This window comes from Streptomyces sp. DT2A-34 (assembly GCF_030499515.1).
Lineage (GTDB): Bacteria > Actinomycetota > Actinomycetes > Streptomycetales > Streptomycetaceae > Streptomyces.
In genome coordinates this window covers 447,873-463,721 of sequence record NZ_JASTWJ010000001.1, presented here as the reverse complement: position 1 = coordinate 463,721, position 15,849 = coordinate 447,873, and the positions used below count along the sequence as shown (strand labels likewise).

The window sequence follows — 15,849 nt, the reverse complement described above, 5'->3', positions numbered from 1 at the left end:
TGCTCACACCATGACTCAGATCCCGGCTCCCGCCGAGTCCCCCGCCCACTCGCCCGCCGACGACCCCGCCGCGGCGCAGGTCGAGCACGTGCTCACCGTCGACTGTCCCGAGGCTCCCGGCATCGTCCATGCCGTCTCGCGGTACCTGGTCGAGCACGGCTGCGACATCATCGACAACCAACAGTTCGGCGACCGCCGCGTCGGCCACTTCTTCATGCGGGTGCGCTTCGCCACCCTCGGCGGCGAGCACATCACGCAGATCCTGCGCCGCGACTTCGCCGCGGTGGCCGAGCCCTTCGCCATGCGGTGGCATCTCGAACCGGTGAGCACCCGGCGCCGCGTCCTGGTCATGGTGTCGCGCTACGGGCACTGCCTGAACGACCTGCTCTTCCGCACGCGCAGCGGCGACCTGCCCATCGACGTGGTCGCGGTGGTCTCCAACCACCGCGACCACGAGGAGCTCGTCGCCTGGCACGGCATCCCGTTCTTCCACGTGCCGGTCACCGCCGCGACCAAACCGGAGGCCGAGGCCCGGCTCCTGGACATCGTCGACTCGTTCGACGTCGACCTGGTCGTGCTGGCGCGGTACATGCAGGTGCTCTCCGACGACATGTGCACGCGCCTGTCCGGCCGGATGATCAACATCCACCACTCGTTCCTGCCGAGCTTCAAGGGCGCCAAGCCGTACCACCAGGCGCACGAGCGCGGCGTCAAGCTCGTCGGGGCGACAGCGCACTACGTCACCGCCGACCTCGACGAGGGCCCGATCATCGCCCAGGAGGTCATCGACGTCGACCACAGCCACACCCCCGACGACCTGGCGGCCATCGGCCGCGACGCGGAGTCGGCGGCCCTGGCCCGAGCGGTCCGTCACCGGTACGGCCGCCCACAACGAACAGCGACTGCGCGACCTGCAGGCCCCTCACCTGGGCCCAGTACGTCACCTGCGCGGACTTCTGGAACCGCACCCTGCAGAACTGGCAGTCCGAGCTGCTGGCGGTGGCCTCGATGGTCGTCCTGTCGATCTACCTGCGCCAGCGCGGCTCGCCGGAGTCCAAGCCTGTCGGCGCCGCGCACACCGCGACCGGCGTGGAGGGATGACGAGCCGGAGCGCGGCTCTCTCTCCCGTGCGGCACAGTGGCAGTATGTGCGGCCGCTATGCCTCCACCCGCAGCCCCCAGGACCTCGCCCAGCTGTTCCAGGTGTCCGAGTGGCATCCGGAGGAGACCCTCGCGCCCAGCTGGAACGTGGCCCCGACCGACGAGGTGTGGGCCGTCCTGGAGCGCACGCCACGCGGCGCCGCCCAGGACGAGCCGCCCCGGCGCCGGCTGCGGCCCCTGCGCTGGGGCCTGGTGCCCTCGTGGGCGAAGGACATGAAGATCGGCGCGCGGTTGATCAACGCCCGGGTGGAGACCGTGCACGAGAAGCCCGCCTTCCGCCGCGCCTTCGCCGAACGCCGCTGCCTCCTGCCGGCCGACGGCTTCTACGAGTGGGACGAGGTCAAGGACAGCAAGTCGGGCAAGGTCCGCAAGCAGCCCTACTTCATCCACCCGCAGGACGGGCAGGTGATGGCCCTGGCGGGTCTGTACGAGTACTGGCGCGACCCGGAGATCAAGGACGCCGACGACCCTGCCGCCTGGCTGCTGACCTGCACCATCATCACCACCGAGGCCACCGACGCCGCAGGCCGCATCCACCCCCGCATGCCCCTCGCGCTCACCCCCGACCACTACGACGCCTGGCTCGACCCGCACCATCGGGCCACCGACGACCTGCGCACCCTGCTCACCCCACCGGCAGACGGCCACTTGGACGCCCGCCCCGTCTCTCCCGCCGTGAACAGCGTCCGCAACAACGGCCCCCAGCTCCTGGACGAGGTCCCCGCCCCCTGACCGGAGTAGGGGACGGGCGTAGGTGAGTTCTCGGTAAGGGTTGCTCCCGCGGACGCCCGAGAGGCGCTGTTGACACCCATTTTCATCTAGCGTGGAGCCGAAGCCGGGACGGATGAAGCTCGGCGGACCGTTCGCCTTGCCTCGGAGGTATCCATGCCCGCGTCCTCGTCCCGACGTCTCGCCCCGCTGATAACCGGCACCTGCCTGATCCTCCTCGCGGGCTGCGGCAGTTCTTCGGACTCCGGAAGCGACACCGCCGCAGCGCACAGCCCCGCCGCGGCTTCCGCCGTCCCGGTGGTGGCCTCGACGGACGTCTACGGGAACATGGCCGAGCGGATAGGCGGCGGGAAGGTGGCGGTCACCTCGATCATCAGCGACCCCGACCAGGACCCGCACTCCTACGAGGCCAACACGCAGAACCAGTTGGCGCTGTCCAAGGCGAAGGTCGTCATCGAGAACGGCGGCGGCTACGACGACTTCATCGACCGCATGATGAAAACGAGCGGCGACTCCTCCGCCGAGGTGATCAACGCGGTCAAGGTCTCCGGCAAGAGCGCCCCGGCGGGCGGTGAGCTCAACGAGCACGTCTGGTACGACTTCCCCACGGCCGCCAAGCTCGCCGACCGCATCGCCGCCGCCCTGGCCAAGGCCGACCCGGCCGACGCCGCCACCTTCACCAAGAACGCCAAGGACTTCAAGGAGAAGCTGAAGCCCCTGGAGCAGAAGGAAGCCGAGATCAAGGCCGACCACGGCGGCGAGGCCGTGGCCATCACCGAGCCCGTGCCGCTGTACATGATCGACGCGAGCGGACTGAAGAACGCGACGCCCGCAGCGTTCAGCGAAGCCATCGAGGAAGGCGACGACGTCTCCCCGAGGACCCTGCGGGACACCCTGGCGCTGTTCACCGGCAAGAAGGTCGAGGCGCTGGTCTACAACGAGCAGACCTCCGGCCCGCAGACCGAGAAGGCCGAGCAGGCGGCCAAGACGGCCGGGATCCCGGTCGTCCCCGTGACCGAGACCCTGCCCAAGGGCAAGGACTACCTCGGCTGGATGACCGCCAACGTCGACGCCCTCGCGAACGCGCTGGCCAAGTGAGCCGCCCGGGAGTGTCCGACCCTCGCACGGACACCGCGGTGATCAGCCTGCGCAACGCGGCCCTCTCCTACGGCGAGCGCGTGCTCTGGCAGGACCTCGATCTCGACGTACGGCCGGGCGAGTTCCTGGCCGTGCTCGGCCCCAACGGATCGGGCAAGACCAGCTTCGTACGCGCCCTGCTGGGCGGGCGCCGGCTGTCCGCCGGCACGCTGACGGTCCTGGGCCGTCCGCCCCGGTCCGGCAGCCGGCACATCGGCTACGTCCCCCAGCAGGGGACCCTGTCCGCGCACGCCATGCTGCGCGCCCGGGACCTGGTCCGCTTCGGCATCGACGGGCACGGCTTCGGACCCCGGCTGCGCACGGGCGCCGTACGCCGCCGCGTGGACGAGATCCTCGCCTCGGTCGGGGCCGCCGCGTACGCGGACGTCCCCGTCGGCCTGCTCTCCGGCGGCGAACGCCAGCGCGTACGCATCGGACAGGCGCTGGCCACCGACCCGCGGATCCTGCTGTGCGACGAGCCGCTGCTCTCCCTCGACCTGCACCACCAACGGGCCGTGACCGAACTGGTGGACGCCCGGCGCCGCTCCCACGGCACAGCGGTGGTCTTCGTGACCCACGAGATCAACCCCGTACTGGGACTGGTGGACCGCGTGCTGTACCTCGCCCGCGGCGGCTTCCGGGTCGGCACACCCGACGAGGTGCTGACCTCCGAGGCACTGTCGCGGCTGTACGGAACGCCGGTCGACGTCATCCGCGTCCGGGACCGGATCACGGTCGTGGGCGCGCCCGACGAGGTGGCGCAGCCGCCGCATCACCCCGAACCGCCGCACGGAGTACGGTCATGACCCTCGCCGACGGGATCTGGCAGCAGATCTTCGACTTCGACAACTACGGCGAACTGCTCGCCCTGGTCCGCAACTCCCTGATCGCCGGCGTCGCACTCGGCCTGGTCGGCGGTCTGGTGGGGGTCTTCGTGATCATGCGGGACCTGCCGTTCGCGGTGCACGGGATCAGCGAGCTGTCGTTCGCCGGTGCCTCGGCCGCGCTGCTGCTGGACATGAACATCGTGGCCGGCTCGATCGTCGGTTCCCTGATCGCCGCCGGAGCCATCGGCCTGCTCGGTTCGCGCGCCCGGGACCGCAACTCGGTGATCGGCATCATCATGCCGTTCGGCCTCGGCCTCGGCGTGCTCTTCCTCGCCCTGTACAAGGGGCGGGCGGCGAACAAGTTCGGCCTGCTCACCGGACAGATCGTCGCCGTGGACACCCCGCAGATGTCCTGGCTGCTCGGCACCTCGGCCGTGGTGCTCGTGGCGCTGGCGGTCATGTGGCGGCCGCTCGCCTTCGCCAGCGCCGACCCGGAGGTGGCCGAGGCGCGGGGCGTACCGGTACGGGGGCTGTCGTTCGCCTTCATGATCGTGCTGGGCCTCGCGGTCGCGCTCTCCGTGCAGATCGTCGGGGCGCTGCTGGTCCTCACCCTCGTCGTCACGCCCGCGGCCGCCGCGGCCCGGATCACGGCCTCACCGGTGCTTCTGCCGACGCTGAGCGTGGTGTTCGCGGTGGCCTCGATCGAGGGCGGGATCCTGCTGGCCCTCGGCAGCAGCGTTCCCATCAGCCCGTACGTCACCACGATCTCGTTCACGATCTACCTCGTGTGCAGGGGGGTGGGCGGCTACCGGGCACGGCGGTGGGGAGCCGCGCGCGCCACCGTCTGACATGAGGCCCTGGCCATGAAGGTGCGACTGAAAGCTTCTGGCATGAAGGCATGAAGGCATGAATGACATGAAGACATGAAGGAGTCTTCATCTATTCCTGTATCGTGCCGTGCATGACTTCCACGCTCACCTCGCCCTCGGCCGACCGAGCCGTGTCCGCGCGGTCCGGCGCCGTGCCCCGGCGGCGTACGCGGCTTCTGGCGCTGCCCGAGGTCCGCTGGGCCGCCGCGGCCACCGTGCTGTTCCTGCTCGCGCTGCCCTTGCAGTTCGCCGGAGCACCTGCCTGGACCTGGGGCCCGCTGTACGCGCTGGCGTACGCCACGGGTGGCTGGGAGCCGGGCTGGGAAGGGCTCAAGGCGCTCAAGGACAAGACCCTCGACGTCGACCTGCTGATGGTCGTCGCCGCGCTCGGCGCCGCCTCGATCGGGCAGGTGATGGACGGCGCCCTGCTGATCGTCATCTTCGCGACCTCGGGCGCCCTGGAGGCGCTCGCCACCGCCCGCACCGCCGACTCGGTGCGCGGACTGCTCGACCTCGCCCCCGCCACCGCCACCCGGATCGGCCCCGACGGCACCGAACAGACCGTCCCCGTCGAGGAGTTGGCGGTCGGAGACACCGTCCTCGTGCGGCCCGGCGAGCGCGTCGGAGCCGACGGCCGGGTGCTGGACGGCGCCAGTGAGGTGGACCAGGCGACCATCACCGGCGAACCGCTCCCCGCGGCGAAGCAGCAGGGCGACGAGGTGTTCGCCGGCACCCTCAACGGCACCGGTGCCCTGCGCGTCCGGGTCGAACGCGACGCCTCCGACTCCGTGATCGCCCGCATCGTGCGGATGGTGCAAGAGGCGTCCGAGACCAAGGCCCCCACCCAGCTGTTCATCGAGAAGGTCGAACAGCGCTACTCCCTGGGCATGGTGGCCGCGACGCTCGCCGTGTTCGGTGTTCCGCTCGCCTTCGGCGAGGAGTTCTCCGAGGCGCTGCTGCGGGCCATGACCTTCATGATCGTGGCCTCGCCGTGCGCGGTGGTCCTGGCCACCATGCCGCCCCTGCTGTCGGCCATCGCCAACGCCGGCCGGCACGGTGTCCTGGTGAAGTCGGCGGTGGCGATGGAACGCCTCGGCCAGGTCGACGCCGTCGCGCTGGACAAGACCGGCACCCTCACCGAGGGCACACCGCGCGTCACCGACGTACGGCCGCTGCCCGGACGGGGGCTGGACGAGGACGCGTTGCTGACGCTCGCCGCTGCCGCCGAGCACCCCAGCGAACACCCGCTGGCCCGGGCCGTCGTGGCCGCGGCCCACGAGCGCCGCCTGGAGCTGCCCACCGCGCAGGACTTCGCCTCCGCGCCCGGGGTGGGAGTGCAGGCCCTCGTCGACGGCCGTACGGTCGAGGTCGGCGCCCCGGCCCGCCTGCTCGACAGCGTGGACGGTGACGGCAGCCCGGTCGCTGCGCTCGCCGAGGAACTGGAACAGTCCGGCCGTACCGCCGTCCTCGTGGTCGTCGACGGCGCCCCCGCAGGGATCCTCGGCATCGCGGACCGGCTGCGCCCGGACGCCGCGGCCACCGTCGCCTCCCTCACCGCACTCACCGGCACCGCCCCGATCCTGCTCACCGGCGACAACCCCAGGGCCGCCGCCCGGCTGGCCGCCGAGGCCGGCATCGAGGATGTGCGTGCCGGGCTGCTGCCGCAGGACAAGACGGGCGCGGTCAGGGAGTGGGAGGGCGCGGGCCGCAAGGTGATGGTCGTCGGCGACGGTGTCAACGACGCTCCCGCCCTGGCCGCCGCCCACATCGGCGTCGCCATGGGCCGGGCGGGATCCGACCTCGCCCTGGAGACCGCCGACGCGGTGATCGTCCGTGACGAACTCGCCGCCGTCCCCACCACCGTCGCCCTCTCCCGCCGGGCCCGGAAGCTGGTCGTGCAGAACCTCGTCATCGCCGGGGTGTTCATCGCCGGCCTCGTCACCTGGGACCTGGTCGGCACCCTTCCGCTGCCGCTCGGCGTCGCGGGCCACGAGGGCTCCACGGTCCTCGTCGGCCTGAACGGACTGCGCCTGCTGCGCGAGGCGGCCTGGCAGCGGGCGGCAACCGACGGGACCGACCGAGAGGCCGACTGATGGGATGAGGGCCCGTCAGTGCCCCGGCGCACGGCCGCTGCTGCGACGGACCACGAGGTCGACCGGGACCAGTGAGTCGACCCGGGGCGGCTCGGCGGGGCCGTCGAGCCGGTCCAGCAGCAGGCGCAGTGAACGCGTGCCGATCTCGGCGAAGTCCGTGCGTACGGTGGTCAGCGGCGGCAGGAAGTGCGCGGCCTCGGGGATGTCGTCGTAGCCCACGACGCTGACGTCTTCCGGGACCGAGCGGCCGGCTTCGTGCAGGGCGTGCAGCAGACCGAGGGCCATCTGGTCGTTGGAGACGAACACGGCCGTGACGTCCGGGCGCCGGGCCAGCCGGCGGCCCAGCTCGTAGCCGGAGTCGGCGCTCCAGTCGCCGATCAGCGGGGCAGGGACCTCGACGCCGGCCGCCTCCAGACAGGCCTGCCAACTGCCCATCCGGTGGTCGGCGGAGGTCCAGCCGGTCGGGCCCGCGATATGCCAGACGGTGCGGTGGCCGAGCCCCAGCAGGTGTTCCGTGGCCTTGCGGGCCCCGGTCCGCGAGTCGCCGGTGACCTGCTGGGTGTCGGTGTCGAGGCCGTTCTCCAGCACGACCAGCGGGGTGTCGAGGCGGGTGTCCGCCAGCGCCTTGCCCACCCACAGCTGCGGGGCGATGGCGATCACCCCGTCCGCGCCCTCGGCCGACAGCCGGTTCACCGCCTCGACCACCGTGTCCGGCTCGGCGGTGTCCAGTGCGATCGAGCTCAGCAGGTAACCGGCCTCCTGTGCGGCGGTGTTGATCGCGGTGAGGATGGCGGCGGGCCCGTAGCGGGCGGCGTCGAAGGAGATCACGCCGAGCATCCGGGTCTTCCCGCTGGCCAGCGACCTGGCACTGCGGCTCGGCCGGTAGCCCAGCGTCCGCATGGCCGCCAGAACCGTCTCGCGGGTCTCGGGCCGCACCGACGGATGGTCGTTGAGGACGCGCGAGACGGTCTGCTTGGAGACGCCGGCCAGCCGGGCCACGTCGTCCATCACCGGACGCGAGCCCGCGAAGTTCCGTCTGCTGCGCCCCCTCGGAGCGGTGCCGTCGGCGGAGCTGCGGGTCATGATGGCTGTTTCCTCGACGTCGGCACGGCGGTGGTGTCCCGCCCCGGCAGACCCCCAGCATAGGCAGGCCGACGGGACGGGATCCCGGACGGGCGCAGCCTCAGCCGGTCGGTCGGACCGCCCACGTCCGGCTGCTGATCCACTCGGCCCGCGTCACGGCAGCCGTCCCCGCCGCCTCCCTGGCGTTCTGCGGCACGTGGACCATGGCGTCGGCGTGCAGCGGGAGCACCCGCACCCGCAGCACCGCTCCCGCCGGGAGCCGTCCGATGTCCCAGAACCGCCCCGAGAAGAACTGGTCGGCGACCAGGGTGTCCCCCACGTACGCCCGCCCCACGTCCCCGCTCCAGTGCAGCCGCAGGACGGTGCCGTCCGGGAGATCCTCCGGTACGTCGATGCGGTACTCGGCGGCCACAGAGTCGAAGTACTTGTCCGCGGGCGCGCTCGCCCGGCCCAGCACGCCCGTCGAGGGCTCGGGCGCCGGACCGGCAGGCCGGACGAGGGTGACCGGCACCGCGGAAGCCTCGCCCTCCGCGCCGCCGCCCCCGACGGTGTAGCGGGCGAACACCCCGTCCGCCTCACCGGTCACCGTCCGACCGTCGACCACCAGCGCATGCTCCGGCGCGGGCAGCACGGCGAACGACGGCCGTACGGCAGTGCTGTGCACCCGTACCTCGCCGCGGTCGAAGACGACTCCGTCCGCGCACAGCACCAGCCGCTCGGCGCCCCCTGCCTCGCCCCGGTAGACGGTACGAGCCGTCGCCGCGTCCAGCACCAGCAGACCGACCCGCCGGCCGTCCACCGCCTCCACCTCGACCAGCGCGTCGGTGCCGGGCCGCAGCCCGGTCACCAGGATCCGGCCGTCGGCCTCGGCGACGTCCCCGGACGGCGCGCTCACCGACTTCACCGTGCCCGCGTCCAGGGCGAGTTCGGGCGCGATGCCGTCGGTGGCGGCCAGCACCAGGACCGGACGGCCGTCCGGGCCGAGCGTGCACACCGGCTGCGCGGTCGCCCACTCCAGCCGCACACCCGCGACGTCGAGCCGCAGCGGCCAGCAGAAATAGGCACCCGCGGGCACGGTCACCGGCGAGCTGGGCAGCGTCAACGTCCCTGCGCCGCCCGGGAATTCGACCGTGAAGGAGGTGTCCGGACGGTCGGGCAGGGGTTCGTGCGGCTGGTGGTTGTTGACGAACAGGAAGCCCGAGGTGCCGTCCGCGCGGACCGCCCAGCGCAGGGTGTCCCGGTCGTGCTGGCCGTCGGGCCGCTGTTCCGGCAGCACGGACCCCATGGGGGCGATGAGGTGGCCGAAGTCCGCCAACAGCAGGTGCTGGAGGCGCAGTTCGTCGTACGAGGGGCGGTACTGGCCGTACTCGCCAAGGGGCGTCTGGAAGTCGTACGTCAGGACGGGCAGGTCGTTGGGGTAGCCGGTGGCGTGGGACTCCTGGAGTGCGGACAGCTCCCCGGCCGGATTCGTGCCGCCGTGGAACATGTAGTAGCCCTGCCACACCGAGCCGCAGCCGATCTTGGTGAGCCCGAGCGCGCCGATGTCGGCGGCGTCCAGACGCGGCCGCCGGTGGTAGGCCACCGCCATGCCGCCGCCCAACTCGCAGGTGGCCCAGGGGAATCGGTCCGCGAAGGCGTCCGGGTCGCCGCCCCGGACGGTGGTCGGCCGCAGATCGGCGCCGATGCCCTCGTCGTCGCGTTGGTGGGTGAAGAAGAAGTGCTTGCGGCAGGTGTCGGGCCAGCCGCCGTCCGCCTCGGTCCAGAAGGCCTCGGGGTAGCCGCCGTACAGGGGGAGCAGTTCGTCGCCCGGCAGCTGGACGCCGCCCCACGCGGTCGACGTCCACATCGGCGCGCCGAGGCCGGCTTCCTGGGCCATGCGCTTCAGCGTCCGCAGGTGACCGGGCTGGTCGTAGAGCTCGTTCTCGATCTGGATCGCGATGATCGGGTCGCCGTGGCCGCGGTCGAGGCCGCGCAGCTGCTCGGCGACGGCCGCGAACCAGCCGCGCACCGGCTCCAGATACGCCGGGTCGTCGGTGCGGGGTGTGCAGTCGCGGGCCAGGAGCCAGTCGGGCAGGCCGCCGCCCCGGACCTCCGCGTGGGACCAGGGGCCGATGCGCGGGATGAAGTCCAGGCCGTGGCGGGCGCACAGTTCGGCGAAGCGGCGCAGGTCGCGGTTGCCGTCGAAGCGGACGCGGCCCGCGATCTCCTCGTGGTGGATCCAGATGATGTAGGAGGCCACGGCGGTCACGCCGCCCGCCTTCATCTTCAGCAGTTCCTCCTCCCACTCCCCGGCGGGGTAGCGGGAGTAGTGGAACTCGCCGGAGACCGGGAACCAGGGGCGGCCCCCGCGGGTGAGCCAGCGGCTGGTCACCTCGATCGGGTCGGTGACGCCGGGCGCGTCGGCGAAGGGGAGGTGACCCGTCAGCGGGGGAGCGGCGGGTGCGGGGATGCGCAGGCGGTGTGGGCGGGTCACCAGGTGTTCTCCGGTCCCAGGTCGGCGGTGTCGGTGAGCTGGGCGCGGGTGTCGGTGGTGGCGTGCAGCTCCAGGACGACGAGGTCGTTGATGCCCGGGCGCAGGACCGGGGCGGGGACGTACAGGGTGTGCTGCGGACCGCGGTTCCAGTAGCGGCCGAGGTGGAAGCCGTTGATCCAGGCCTGGCCCTTGGTCCAGCCAGGCAGGGCGAGGAAGGTGTCGGCCGGGGCGTCCACCTCGAAGGTGCCGTGGTGGAAGGCGGGTTCGGCGGCCGCGGTCGCCTCGGACGGCTCGAACGGCACGGCGTCCAGGGTGTCGAGGGGCAGGGGGTGGCAGTCCCAGCCGCGCAGGGCCGTGCCGTTGAAGGAGACAGGGCCGAGGAGGCCTTTGGGAGCGCCGATGCGGGGGCCGTAGTTGACGCCGCCCATGTTCTCGACGAGGACCTCCAGCGTGGCGCCGGGGCGCGGGACGCGTACGGGGAGGGCCTCGTCGTGCCGTTCGCGTTCGAGGACGCCGACGGGGGCGCCGTCGACGAAGACCTGGGCGCGGTCGCCGACACCGCCCGCGAAGTGCAGCAGGCCGTCGCCCGCCGCCTCGAAGGTCGTGCGGTAGAGGGCGTAACCGGTCTGCAGGCCCAGGTCGTTCATCGTGGCCGGGTCGTCGGAGCGGACCGGCTCGGCGAGGGTGGACGCGTGCGGGAGGAGCGGGGCCCGGCGGTCCAACTCGACTGTCGTGGGCGGGAGTTTGGGCGCGGGCGCGGGGGCCGGCTCGTCGGGGACGGGCGCGTGGCGGGCGATGACCTCGCGGAAGGCGTGGTACTTGGGGCCGGGGTCGCCGCACTCGGTGAGGGCCGCGTCGTAGTCGTAGGACGTGACGGTGGGCTCGTAGGCGTGCTTGTGGTTGGCGCCGTTGGTGAAGCCGAAGTTGGTGCCGCCGTGGAACATGTAGATGTTGACCGAGGCACCCGCGGACAGCAGCCGGTCCAGATCGGCGGCGGCGTCGGCGGCGTCCCGCACATGGTGGGGACCGCCCCAGTGGTCGAACCAGCCGATCCAGAACTCCGCGCACATCAGGGGGCCCTCGGGCTGGTGCCGGCGCAGCTCCGCCAGGTTCTGGTCGACCCGGCTGCCGAAGGTGGCCGTGGCCAGGACCCCGGGGAGGCTTCCGGTGGCCAGGTGCTCCGGGTCGGCCTGGTCGCAGGTGAAGAGCAGCTCCTCGACACCGCGGGAGCGGAAGGCCTGTTCGAGGTGCTTGAGGTAGGCGGAGTCGTCGCCGTAGGCCCCGTACTCGTTCTCCACCTGTACGGCGATCACCGGGCCGCCCGCCGCGGCCATGTGCGGCAGCAGCGCAGGCAACAGAGCGTCGAGGTAGCGGTCGATCGCCCCGGTGAAGCGCGGGTCGCCGGTGCGCAGCCGGATGTCGTGGTCCGCGATCAGCCACGCGGGCAGACCGCCGTCGTCCCACTCGGCGCAGATGAACGGCCCCGGGCGCAGCAGGACGTGCAGGCCCTCGTCGCGGGCGAGGCGCAGATAGCGGGGCAGGTCGAGGAAGCCGTCGAGGACGAGGGGGCCGTCCGGATCGGGCTGGTGGAGGTTCCACGGCACATACGTCTCCACCGAGTTGAGCCCCATGAGGCGGGCCTTGCGCAGTCGGTCGGCCCACTGGTCGGGGTGGATCCGGAAGTAGTGCATCGCGCCGGAGATGATCCGGAACGGCTCGCCGTGCAGCAGAAAACCGTCGGGGGACGTCGTCAGAGCGGACATACGGAAGCTTCCCTTCACCATGAAGTGCGCAGCGGGTTCAGCGAGTTCGGGTACTGCGGATCAGCCAGAGCGTGGCGGCCAGGCACAGTGCCGAGACGCCGGACAGCAGGAGCGGGACCGCGCGGATCCCGGACCACTCGATGGCCTTGCCCAACGCCGGACCCGCCACCACGCCGCCGGCCATGGAGGCGGCGATGACCACCGCTCCCGCCCTGCGAGCCTGCGGGGCCGCCCGGTTGAGCCACGGCAGGCCGGTGGGGAAGATCGGCGCGATGAACAGGCCGACCCCGGCGTACGCGTACGGGGCCAGTGCCGGGATGGTGGCGAGCAGCAGGCACACCGTCATGCCCGCGCAGGAGACCGTGATGATGGCCTGGGCCGAGAAGCGCAGCGCGATCGGGGCGACCAGGAAGCGGCCGACGGTCATCATCAGCCAGTACGCGGACGTGGCCGTGGCGGCGAATCCGGCGCTGTGGCCGACGGTCTGCAGATGGGTCGGTTCCCAGCCGCCGACACCGGCCTCGATGCCGACGTGCAGGACATACAGGGCGACGAAGACGGCGAGTACGGAGCCGAGGCTGCGGGCGAGGACCTGGCCGCCGTAGGACTCGCCGGTCGTCTCGGACGGCTGCGGTGCCCGGTCGCGCACGCCGCGCAGGCACAGCAGCAGCGGCAGGTTGGCCAGCGCGAAGCCGAGGAAGACGGCCGGGTAGTGCTGGGCACCCACCACACCGATCAGCACCGGGCCGAGGATCGCGCCGATGCCGAAGTGGGCGTTGAGGATGTTGAGCATGGCGGTTGAGCGGTGGCCGAAGCCGACGGCGAACAGCTGGTTGAGGCCGTAGTCGATACCGCCGAAGCCGAGCCCGGCCAGCAGGGCCATGGCCAGGGCGGCCGGCCAGTTCGGCGCCAGCGCGAAACCGGCCGCGCCGGCGGCCATCAGCAGATACGAGGCGCCCAGGATCCGCCGGTTGCCGATGCTGCCGTAGAGCCGGTCGAAGAGCAGCACGCCGGCCACCCCGCCGACGAAGTGCGCGCTCAGCCCGAGGCCGGCCGCCGACGGTGACAGGCCGAACTCCTCGCGGAAGGCGGGGATCGCGGGGCCGTACAGGGCCTGGAGGACGCCGATGAGCATGAAGCCCACGCAGGAGGCGACTACGGCGGCGGGGCTGAACACCCGGGGCGCCCGGGGGTGCGGGGGTGCCGACGTCACTGTCATGGGCGTGATGTTACCGGTAACATCACGGCGCTCGTCAAGATCCGTGCCGTACTCCGGGGGAGATGGCATCCTGGACTGTGCGTACAGGATCTGGACATGTAGTCTAGAGGCGGCTTGATGGACGGCTGGAGGGGCGGAACGCCGGCCCGACGGCGGACGGGGAGTGCGCGATGGCGGCCGAACAGGCCCTGGAATCCGAGCGGGACGCGATCGTCGCCGCGCTGACGCCGGTCGCAGACGGGCTCGCGGCCACGTTCGGGCCGATGTGCGAGGTGGTCCTGCATGACTACCGGCGGCCGGAGAAGTCCGTGGTCGCCGTGGCCGGTTCGGTGACCGGGCGGGCCGTGGGCGGGGCGATGAGCGAGATCGGCATGCGGATCGTCGCGCGCGGCGACGGGGCGGGTGACGAGCTGAACTACGTCACCCGGACCCGTAACGGCAAGCTGGTCAAGGCGTCCACCATGGTGCTGCGGGACTCCACCGGCACCGTGTTCGGCGCCCTCTGCGTCAACCTCGACGTCACCGCCGTCAGTGACGCCCACGCCCTGCTCGGCGCCCTCGCCGGCATCGGCGGCACCCCGGCCGAGGTGCCGGTCACCACCTTCGGCAACGACATCGACTCCGTCGTCGACGCCATCCTCGACGCCCACCAGCTCCGGCAGAACGGCAGTTGGGCCGCTCTCGACCGCGCCCACCGCCTGGAGCTGTTCCGTGGCCTGGACGAGCGGGGCGTCTTCGGGGTGCGGCGCGCGATCGAACAGGTCGCGGCACGGCTCGGCATCTCCCGTGCGTCCGCGTACAGCTATCTGTCGCAGGCGCGGGCCGATGCCCGGACGGCGACGGACCGGGTGACGGACCGGGTGACGGACCGGGCGGCGGCAGACGGAGCGACCGATCGAGCGCCGGACCGCGCGACCGACCGCACAACCGACCGCGTGACCGACCGTGCAGCCACCGACAAGACATCCCCTGGAGGACACGCGTGACGACCACCACCCCGCCGGTCACCCTCGACGACGTCCGTGATGCCGCCGCGCGCCTCAAGGGCGTCGCGCACCGCACGCCGGTGCTGCGCTCGCGGACACTCGACGAACTCGTCGGTGCCGAGGTCTTCCTCAAGTGCGAGAACTTCCAGCGCGTCGGCGCCTTCAAGTTCCGCGGCGCCTACAACGCGGCCTCGCGGCTGACGCCGGAGCAGCTCACCCGCGGAATCGCCGCCTACTCCTCCGGGAACCACGCCCAGGCCGTCGCCCTGGCCGCCCGGGAACTCGGCACCACCGCGGTGATCGTCATGCCCGAGGACGCCCCGCCGTCGAAGCGGGCGGCGACCCTCGGCTACGGCGCCGAGATCGTCACGTACGACCGCTACACCGGGGACCGCGTCGCGATCGGCGAGGCCCTGGCCGCCGAGCGCGGCCTCGCCCTCATTCCGCCCTACGAGCACCCGCATGTCATCGCGGGTCAGGGCACCGCGTCCCTCGAACTGCTCGAAGAGGTGGGGGAGTTGGGCGCACTCATCACGCCGGTCGGGGGCGGCGGACTGATCGCCGGCAGCTCCACGGTGGCCAAGGGCCTGCACCCGGACATCCGGATGATCGGCGTCGAGCCGGAGGCCGGCGACGACACCAAGCGATCCCTGGAAGCGGGGCGGCGCATCAGCATCCCGGTGCCGCACACCATCGCCGACGGGCAGGCCCTGCACACACCCGGGGAGCTGACCTTCTCCGTGAACCGGCGGCTCGTCGACGAGATCGCGCTGGTCGGCGACGACGACATCCGGGACGCGATGCGGTTCGCGTTCGAACGCCTGAAGATCGTCGTCGAGCCGAGCGGGGCCACCCCGCTGGCCGCCCTGCTCACCGGCCGGGCGGGTGCGCTGCCGCGCCGGGTCGGCGTGATCGTCTCCGGCGGCAACGTCGACGCCGAGCGCTTCGCCGAACTCTGCGGGAAGCGGGCCTGAGCGGGCGTTCCCCGATTGGCGGCTCCGGATGGACGGGCGGACGATGGAGTGGTAGGGGGCCGACCGCCGACGGCGATGCCCAGGGCCGCCGGGGAGACCGGCCCAGGCCGCGGTGAACCGCGGCCGGAAGGGAGTGCGTCATGGTGTTGGAAGTGAAGCCGCTCGAGAAGCCCGACGAGCGCCGTGATTTCCCCCGCGGCCACCTCGAAGCCGTCCACATGACGGATCTCGACTTCGCCGTGGCGACTTTCGAGCCCGGCTGGCGCTGGTCGGAGTCCGTGGGCCCGATCGCGGGCACCGAGAGCTGTCAGATGCACCACAACTGCTACATGGCCCAGGGCCGTCTGCACATCCGCATGGACGAGGGCGGCGAACAGGAAGTCGGCCCCGGAGACGTCTTCGTCTGCTCCCCCGGTCATGACGCCTGGGTCGTGGGTGACGAGCAGGTCGTGGTCTACGACTTCCAGGGGCAGACGGCGAGGGAGTACGCGAAGAAGTAGCCGGCGAGGGAGTACGCGAAGAAGTAGTGCCGGCCG

At 72.0% G+C, this 15,849-nt stretch carries 12 protein-coding genes and 2 pseudogenes; 10 read left to right on the top strand and 4 right to left on the bottom strand.

Annotation, left to right across the window (positions count from 1 at the left end):
* Nucleotides 1-10 precede the first annotated feature (10 nt).
* The 7 genes and pseudogenes from purU to QQM39_RS02160 all read left to right on the top strand — a co-directional run.
* A pseudogene (gene purU / locus QQM39_RS02190) lies at nucleotides 11-871 on the top strand (formyltetrahydrofolate deformylase); the annotation flags it as partial.
* Nucleotides 864-1,101 (top strand): annotated as a pseudogene (locus tag QQM39_RS02185) (DUF6766 family protein); the annotation flags it as partial. The pseudogenes purU and QQM39_RS02185, both read left to right, overlap by 8 nt.
* Nucleotides 1,102-1,145: 44 nt before the next feature.
* Entirely contained in the window at nucleotides 1,146-1,892 is a 747-nt protein-coding gene (locus tag QQM39_RS02180; protein WP_302003448.1) for an SOS response-associated peptidase, read from the top strand.
* Nucleotides 1,893-2,045: 153 nt separating this feature from the next.
* Nucleotides 2,046-2,987, top strand: coding sequence for a zinc ABC transporter substrate-binding protein (locus QQM39_RS02175; RefSeq protein WP_301994869.1), 942 nt, complete (start codon nucleotides 2,046-2,048; stop codon nucleotides 2,985-2,987).
* Nucleotides 2,988-2,998: 11 nt separating this feature from the next.
* Nucleotides 2,999-3,832 (top strand): metal ABC transporter ATP-binding protein, encoded by an 834-nt coding sequence (locus tag QQM39_RS02170; RefSeq protein ID WP_301994868.1) that lies wholly within the window; start codon nucleotides 2,999-3,001, stop codon nucleotides 3,830-3,832.
* Entirely contained in the window at nucleotides 3,829-4,701 is an 873-nt protein-coding gene (locus tag QQM39_RS02165; RefSeq protein WP_301994867.1) for a metal ABC transporter permease, read from the top strand. Before QQM39_RS02170 ends, QQM39_RS02165 begins: the two co-directional genes overlap by 4 nt.
* 113 nt (nucleotides 4,702-4,814) lie before the next feature.
* Nucleotides 4,815-6,815, top strand: a complete 2,001-nt coding sequence (locus QQM39_RS02160) for a heavy metal translocating P-type ATPase (RefSeq protein WP_301994865.1) — start codon at nucleotides 4,815-4,817, stop codon at nucleotides 6,813-6,815.
* Nucleotides 6,816-6,830: 15 nt separating this feature from the next.
* On the opposite strand, the gene QQM39_RS02155 is transcribed toward QQM39_RS02160, so the two are convergent.
* The 4 genes from QQM39_RS02155 to QQM39_RS02140 all read right to left on the bottom strand — a co-directional run bounded on the left by QQM39_RS02155 (nucleotide 6,831) and on the right by QQM39_RS02140 (nucleotide 13,353).
* Nucleotides 6,831-7,898, bottom strand: a complete 1,068-nt coding sequence (locus tag QQM39_RS02155) for a LacI family DNA-binding transcriptional regulator (protein ID WP_301994864.1) — start codon at nucleotides 7,896-7,898, stop codon at nucleotides 6,831-6,833.
* Nucleotides 7,899-7,998: 100 nt separating this feature from the next.
* Nucleotides 7,999-10,371 carry a beta-galactosidase gene (locus tag QQM39_RS02150; protein ID WP_301994863.1) on the bottom strand — a complete coding sequence of 791 codons (2,373 nt, stop codon included), beginning with the start codon at nucleotides 10,369-10,371 and terminating at the stop codon, nucleotides 7,999-8,001.
* The gene (locus QQM39_RS02145; protein ID WP_301994862.1) at nucleotides 10,368-12,134 is read right to left on the bottom strand and encodes a glycoside hydrolase family 35 protein; all 1,767 of its coding nucleotides are present in this window, start codon (nucleotides 12,132-12,134) and stop codon (nucleotides 10,368-10,370) included. Before QQM39_RS02145 ends, QQM39_RS02150 begins: the two co-directional genes overlap by 4 nt.
* Nucleotides 12,135-12,171: 37 nt before the next feature.
* Complete coding sequence (locus QQM39_RS02140; protein WP_301994861.1) at nucleotides 12,172-13,353, bottom strand: sugar MFS transporter; 1,182 nt, start codon at nucleotides 13,351-13,353, stop codon at nucleotides 12,172-12,174.
* A 170-nt stretch (nucleotides 13,354-13,523) separates the two neighbouring features.
* On the opposite strand from QQM39_RS02140, the gene QQM39_RS02135 reads away from it, so the two are divergent.
* The 3 genes from QQM39_RS02135 to QQM39_RS02125 all read left to right on the top strand — a co-directional run bounded on the left by QQM39_RS02135 (nucleotide 13,524) and on the right by QQM39_RS02125 (nucleotide 15,813).
* Nucleotides 13,524-14,339 carry a transcriptional regulator gene (locus QQM39_RS02135; protein ID WP_301994860.1) on the top strand — a complete coding sequence of 272 codons (816 nt, stop codon included), beginning with the start codon at nucleotides 13,524-13,526 and terminating at the stop codon, nucleotides 14,337-14,339.
* Nucleotides 14,336-15,313: a pyridoxal-phosphate dependent enzyme gene (locus QQM39_RS02130; RefSeq protein ID WP_301994859.1), complete on the top strand. Its 978-nt coding sequence runs from the start codon at nucleotides 14,336-14,338 to the stop codon at nucleotides 15,311-15,313. The genes QQM39_RS02135 and QQM39_RS02130 overlap by 4 nt, the downstream gene beginning before the upstream one ends.
* Before the next feature lie 143 nt (nucleotides 15,314-15,456).
* Entirely contained in the window at nucleotides 15,457-15,813 is a 357-nt protein-coding gene (locus QQM39_RS02125) for a cupin domain-containing protein (protein WP_302003447.1), read from the top strand.
* The last annotated feature ends 36 nt before the right edge of the window (nucleotides 15,814-15,849 follow it).

What these genes read in the sequence shown, in the direction of transcription:
- QQM39_RS02135 (WP_301994860.1), top strand. Translation starts at nt 13,524, where the DNA reads ATGGCGGCCGAACAGGCCCTGGAATCCGAGCGGGACGCGATCGTCGCC.
- QQM39_RS02145 (WP_301994862.1), bottom strand. Translation starts at nt 12,134, where the DNA reads ATGTCCGCTCTGACGACGTCCCCCGACGGTTTTCTGCTGCACGGCGAG.
- QQM39_RS02140 (WP_301994861.1), bottom strand. Translation starts at nt 13,353, where the DNA reads ATGACAGTGACGTCGGCACCCCCGCACCCCCGGGCGCCCCGGGTGTTC.
- QQM39_RS02175 (WP_301994869.1), top strand. Translation starts at nt 2,046, where the DNA reads ATGCCCGCGTCCTCGTCCCGACGTCTCGCCCCGCTGATAACCGGCACC.
- QQM39_RS02155 (WP_301994864.1), bottom strand. Translation starts at nt 7,898, where the DNA reads ATGACCCGCAGCTCCGCCGACGGCACCGCTCCGAGGGGGCGCAGCAGA.
- QQM39_RS02180 (WP_302003448.1), top strand. Translation starts at nt 1,146, where the DNA reads ATGTGCGGCCGCTATGCCTCCACCCGCAGCCCCCAGGACCTCGCCCAG.
- QQM39_RS02165 (WP_301994867.1), top strand. Translation starts at nt 3,829, where the DNA reads ATGACCCTCGCCGACGGGATCTGGCAGCAGATCTTCGACTTCGACAAC.
- QQM39_RS02160 (WP_301994865.1), top strand. Translation starts at nt 4,815, where the DNA reads ATGACTTCCACGCTCACCTCGCCCTCGGCCGACCGAGCCGTGTCCGCG.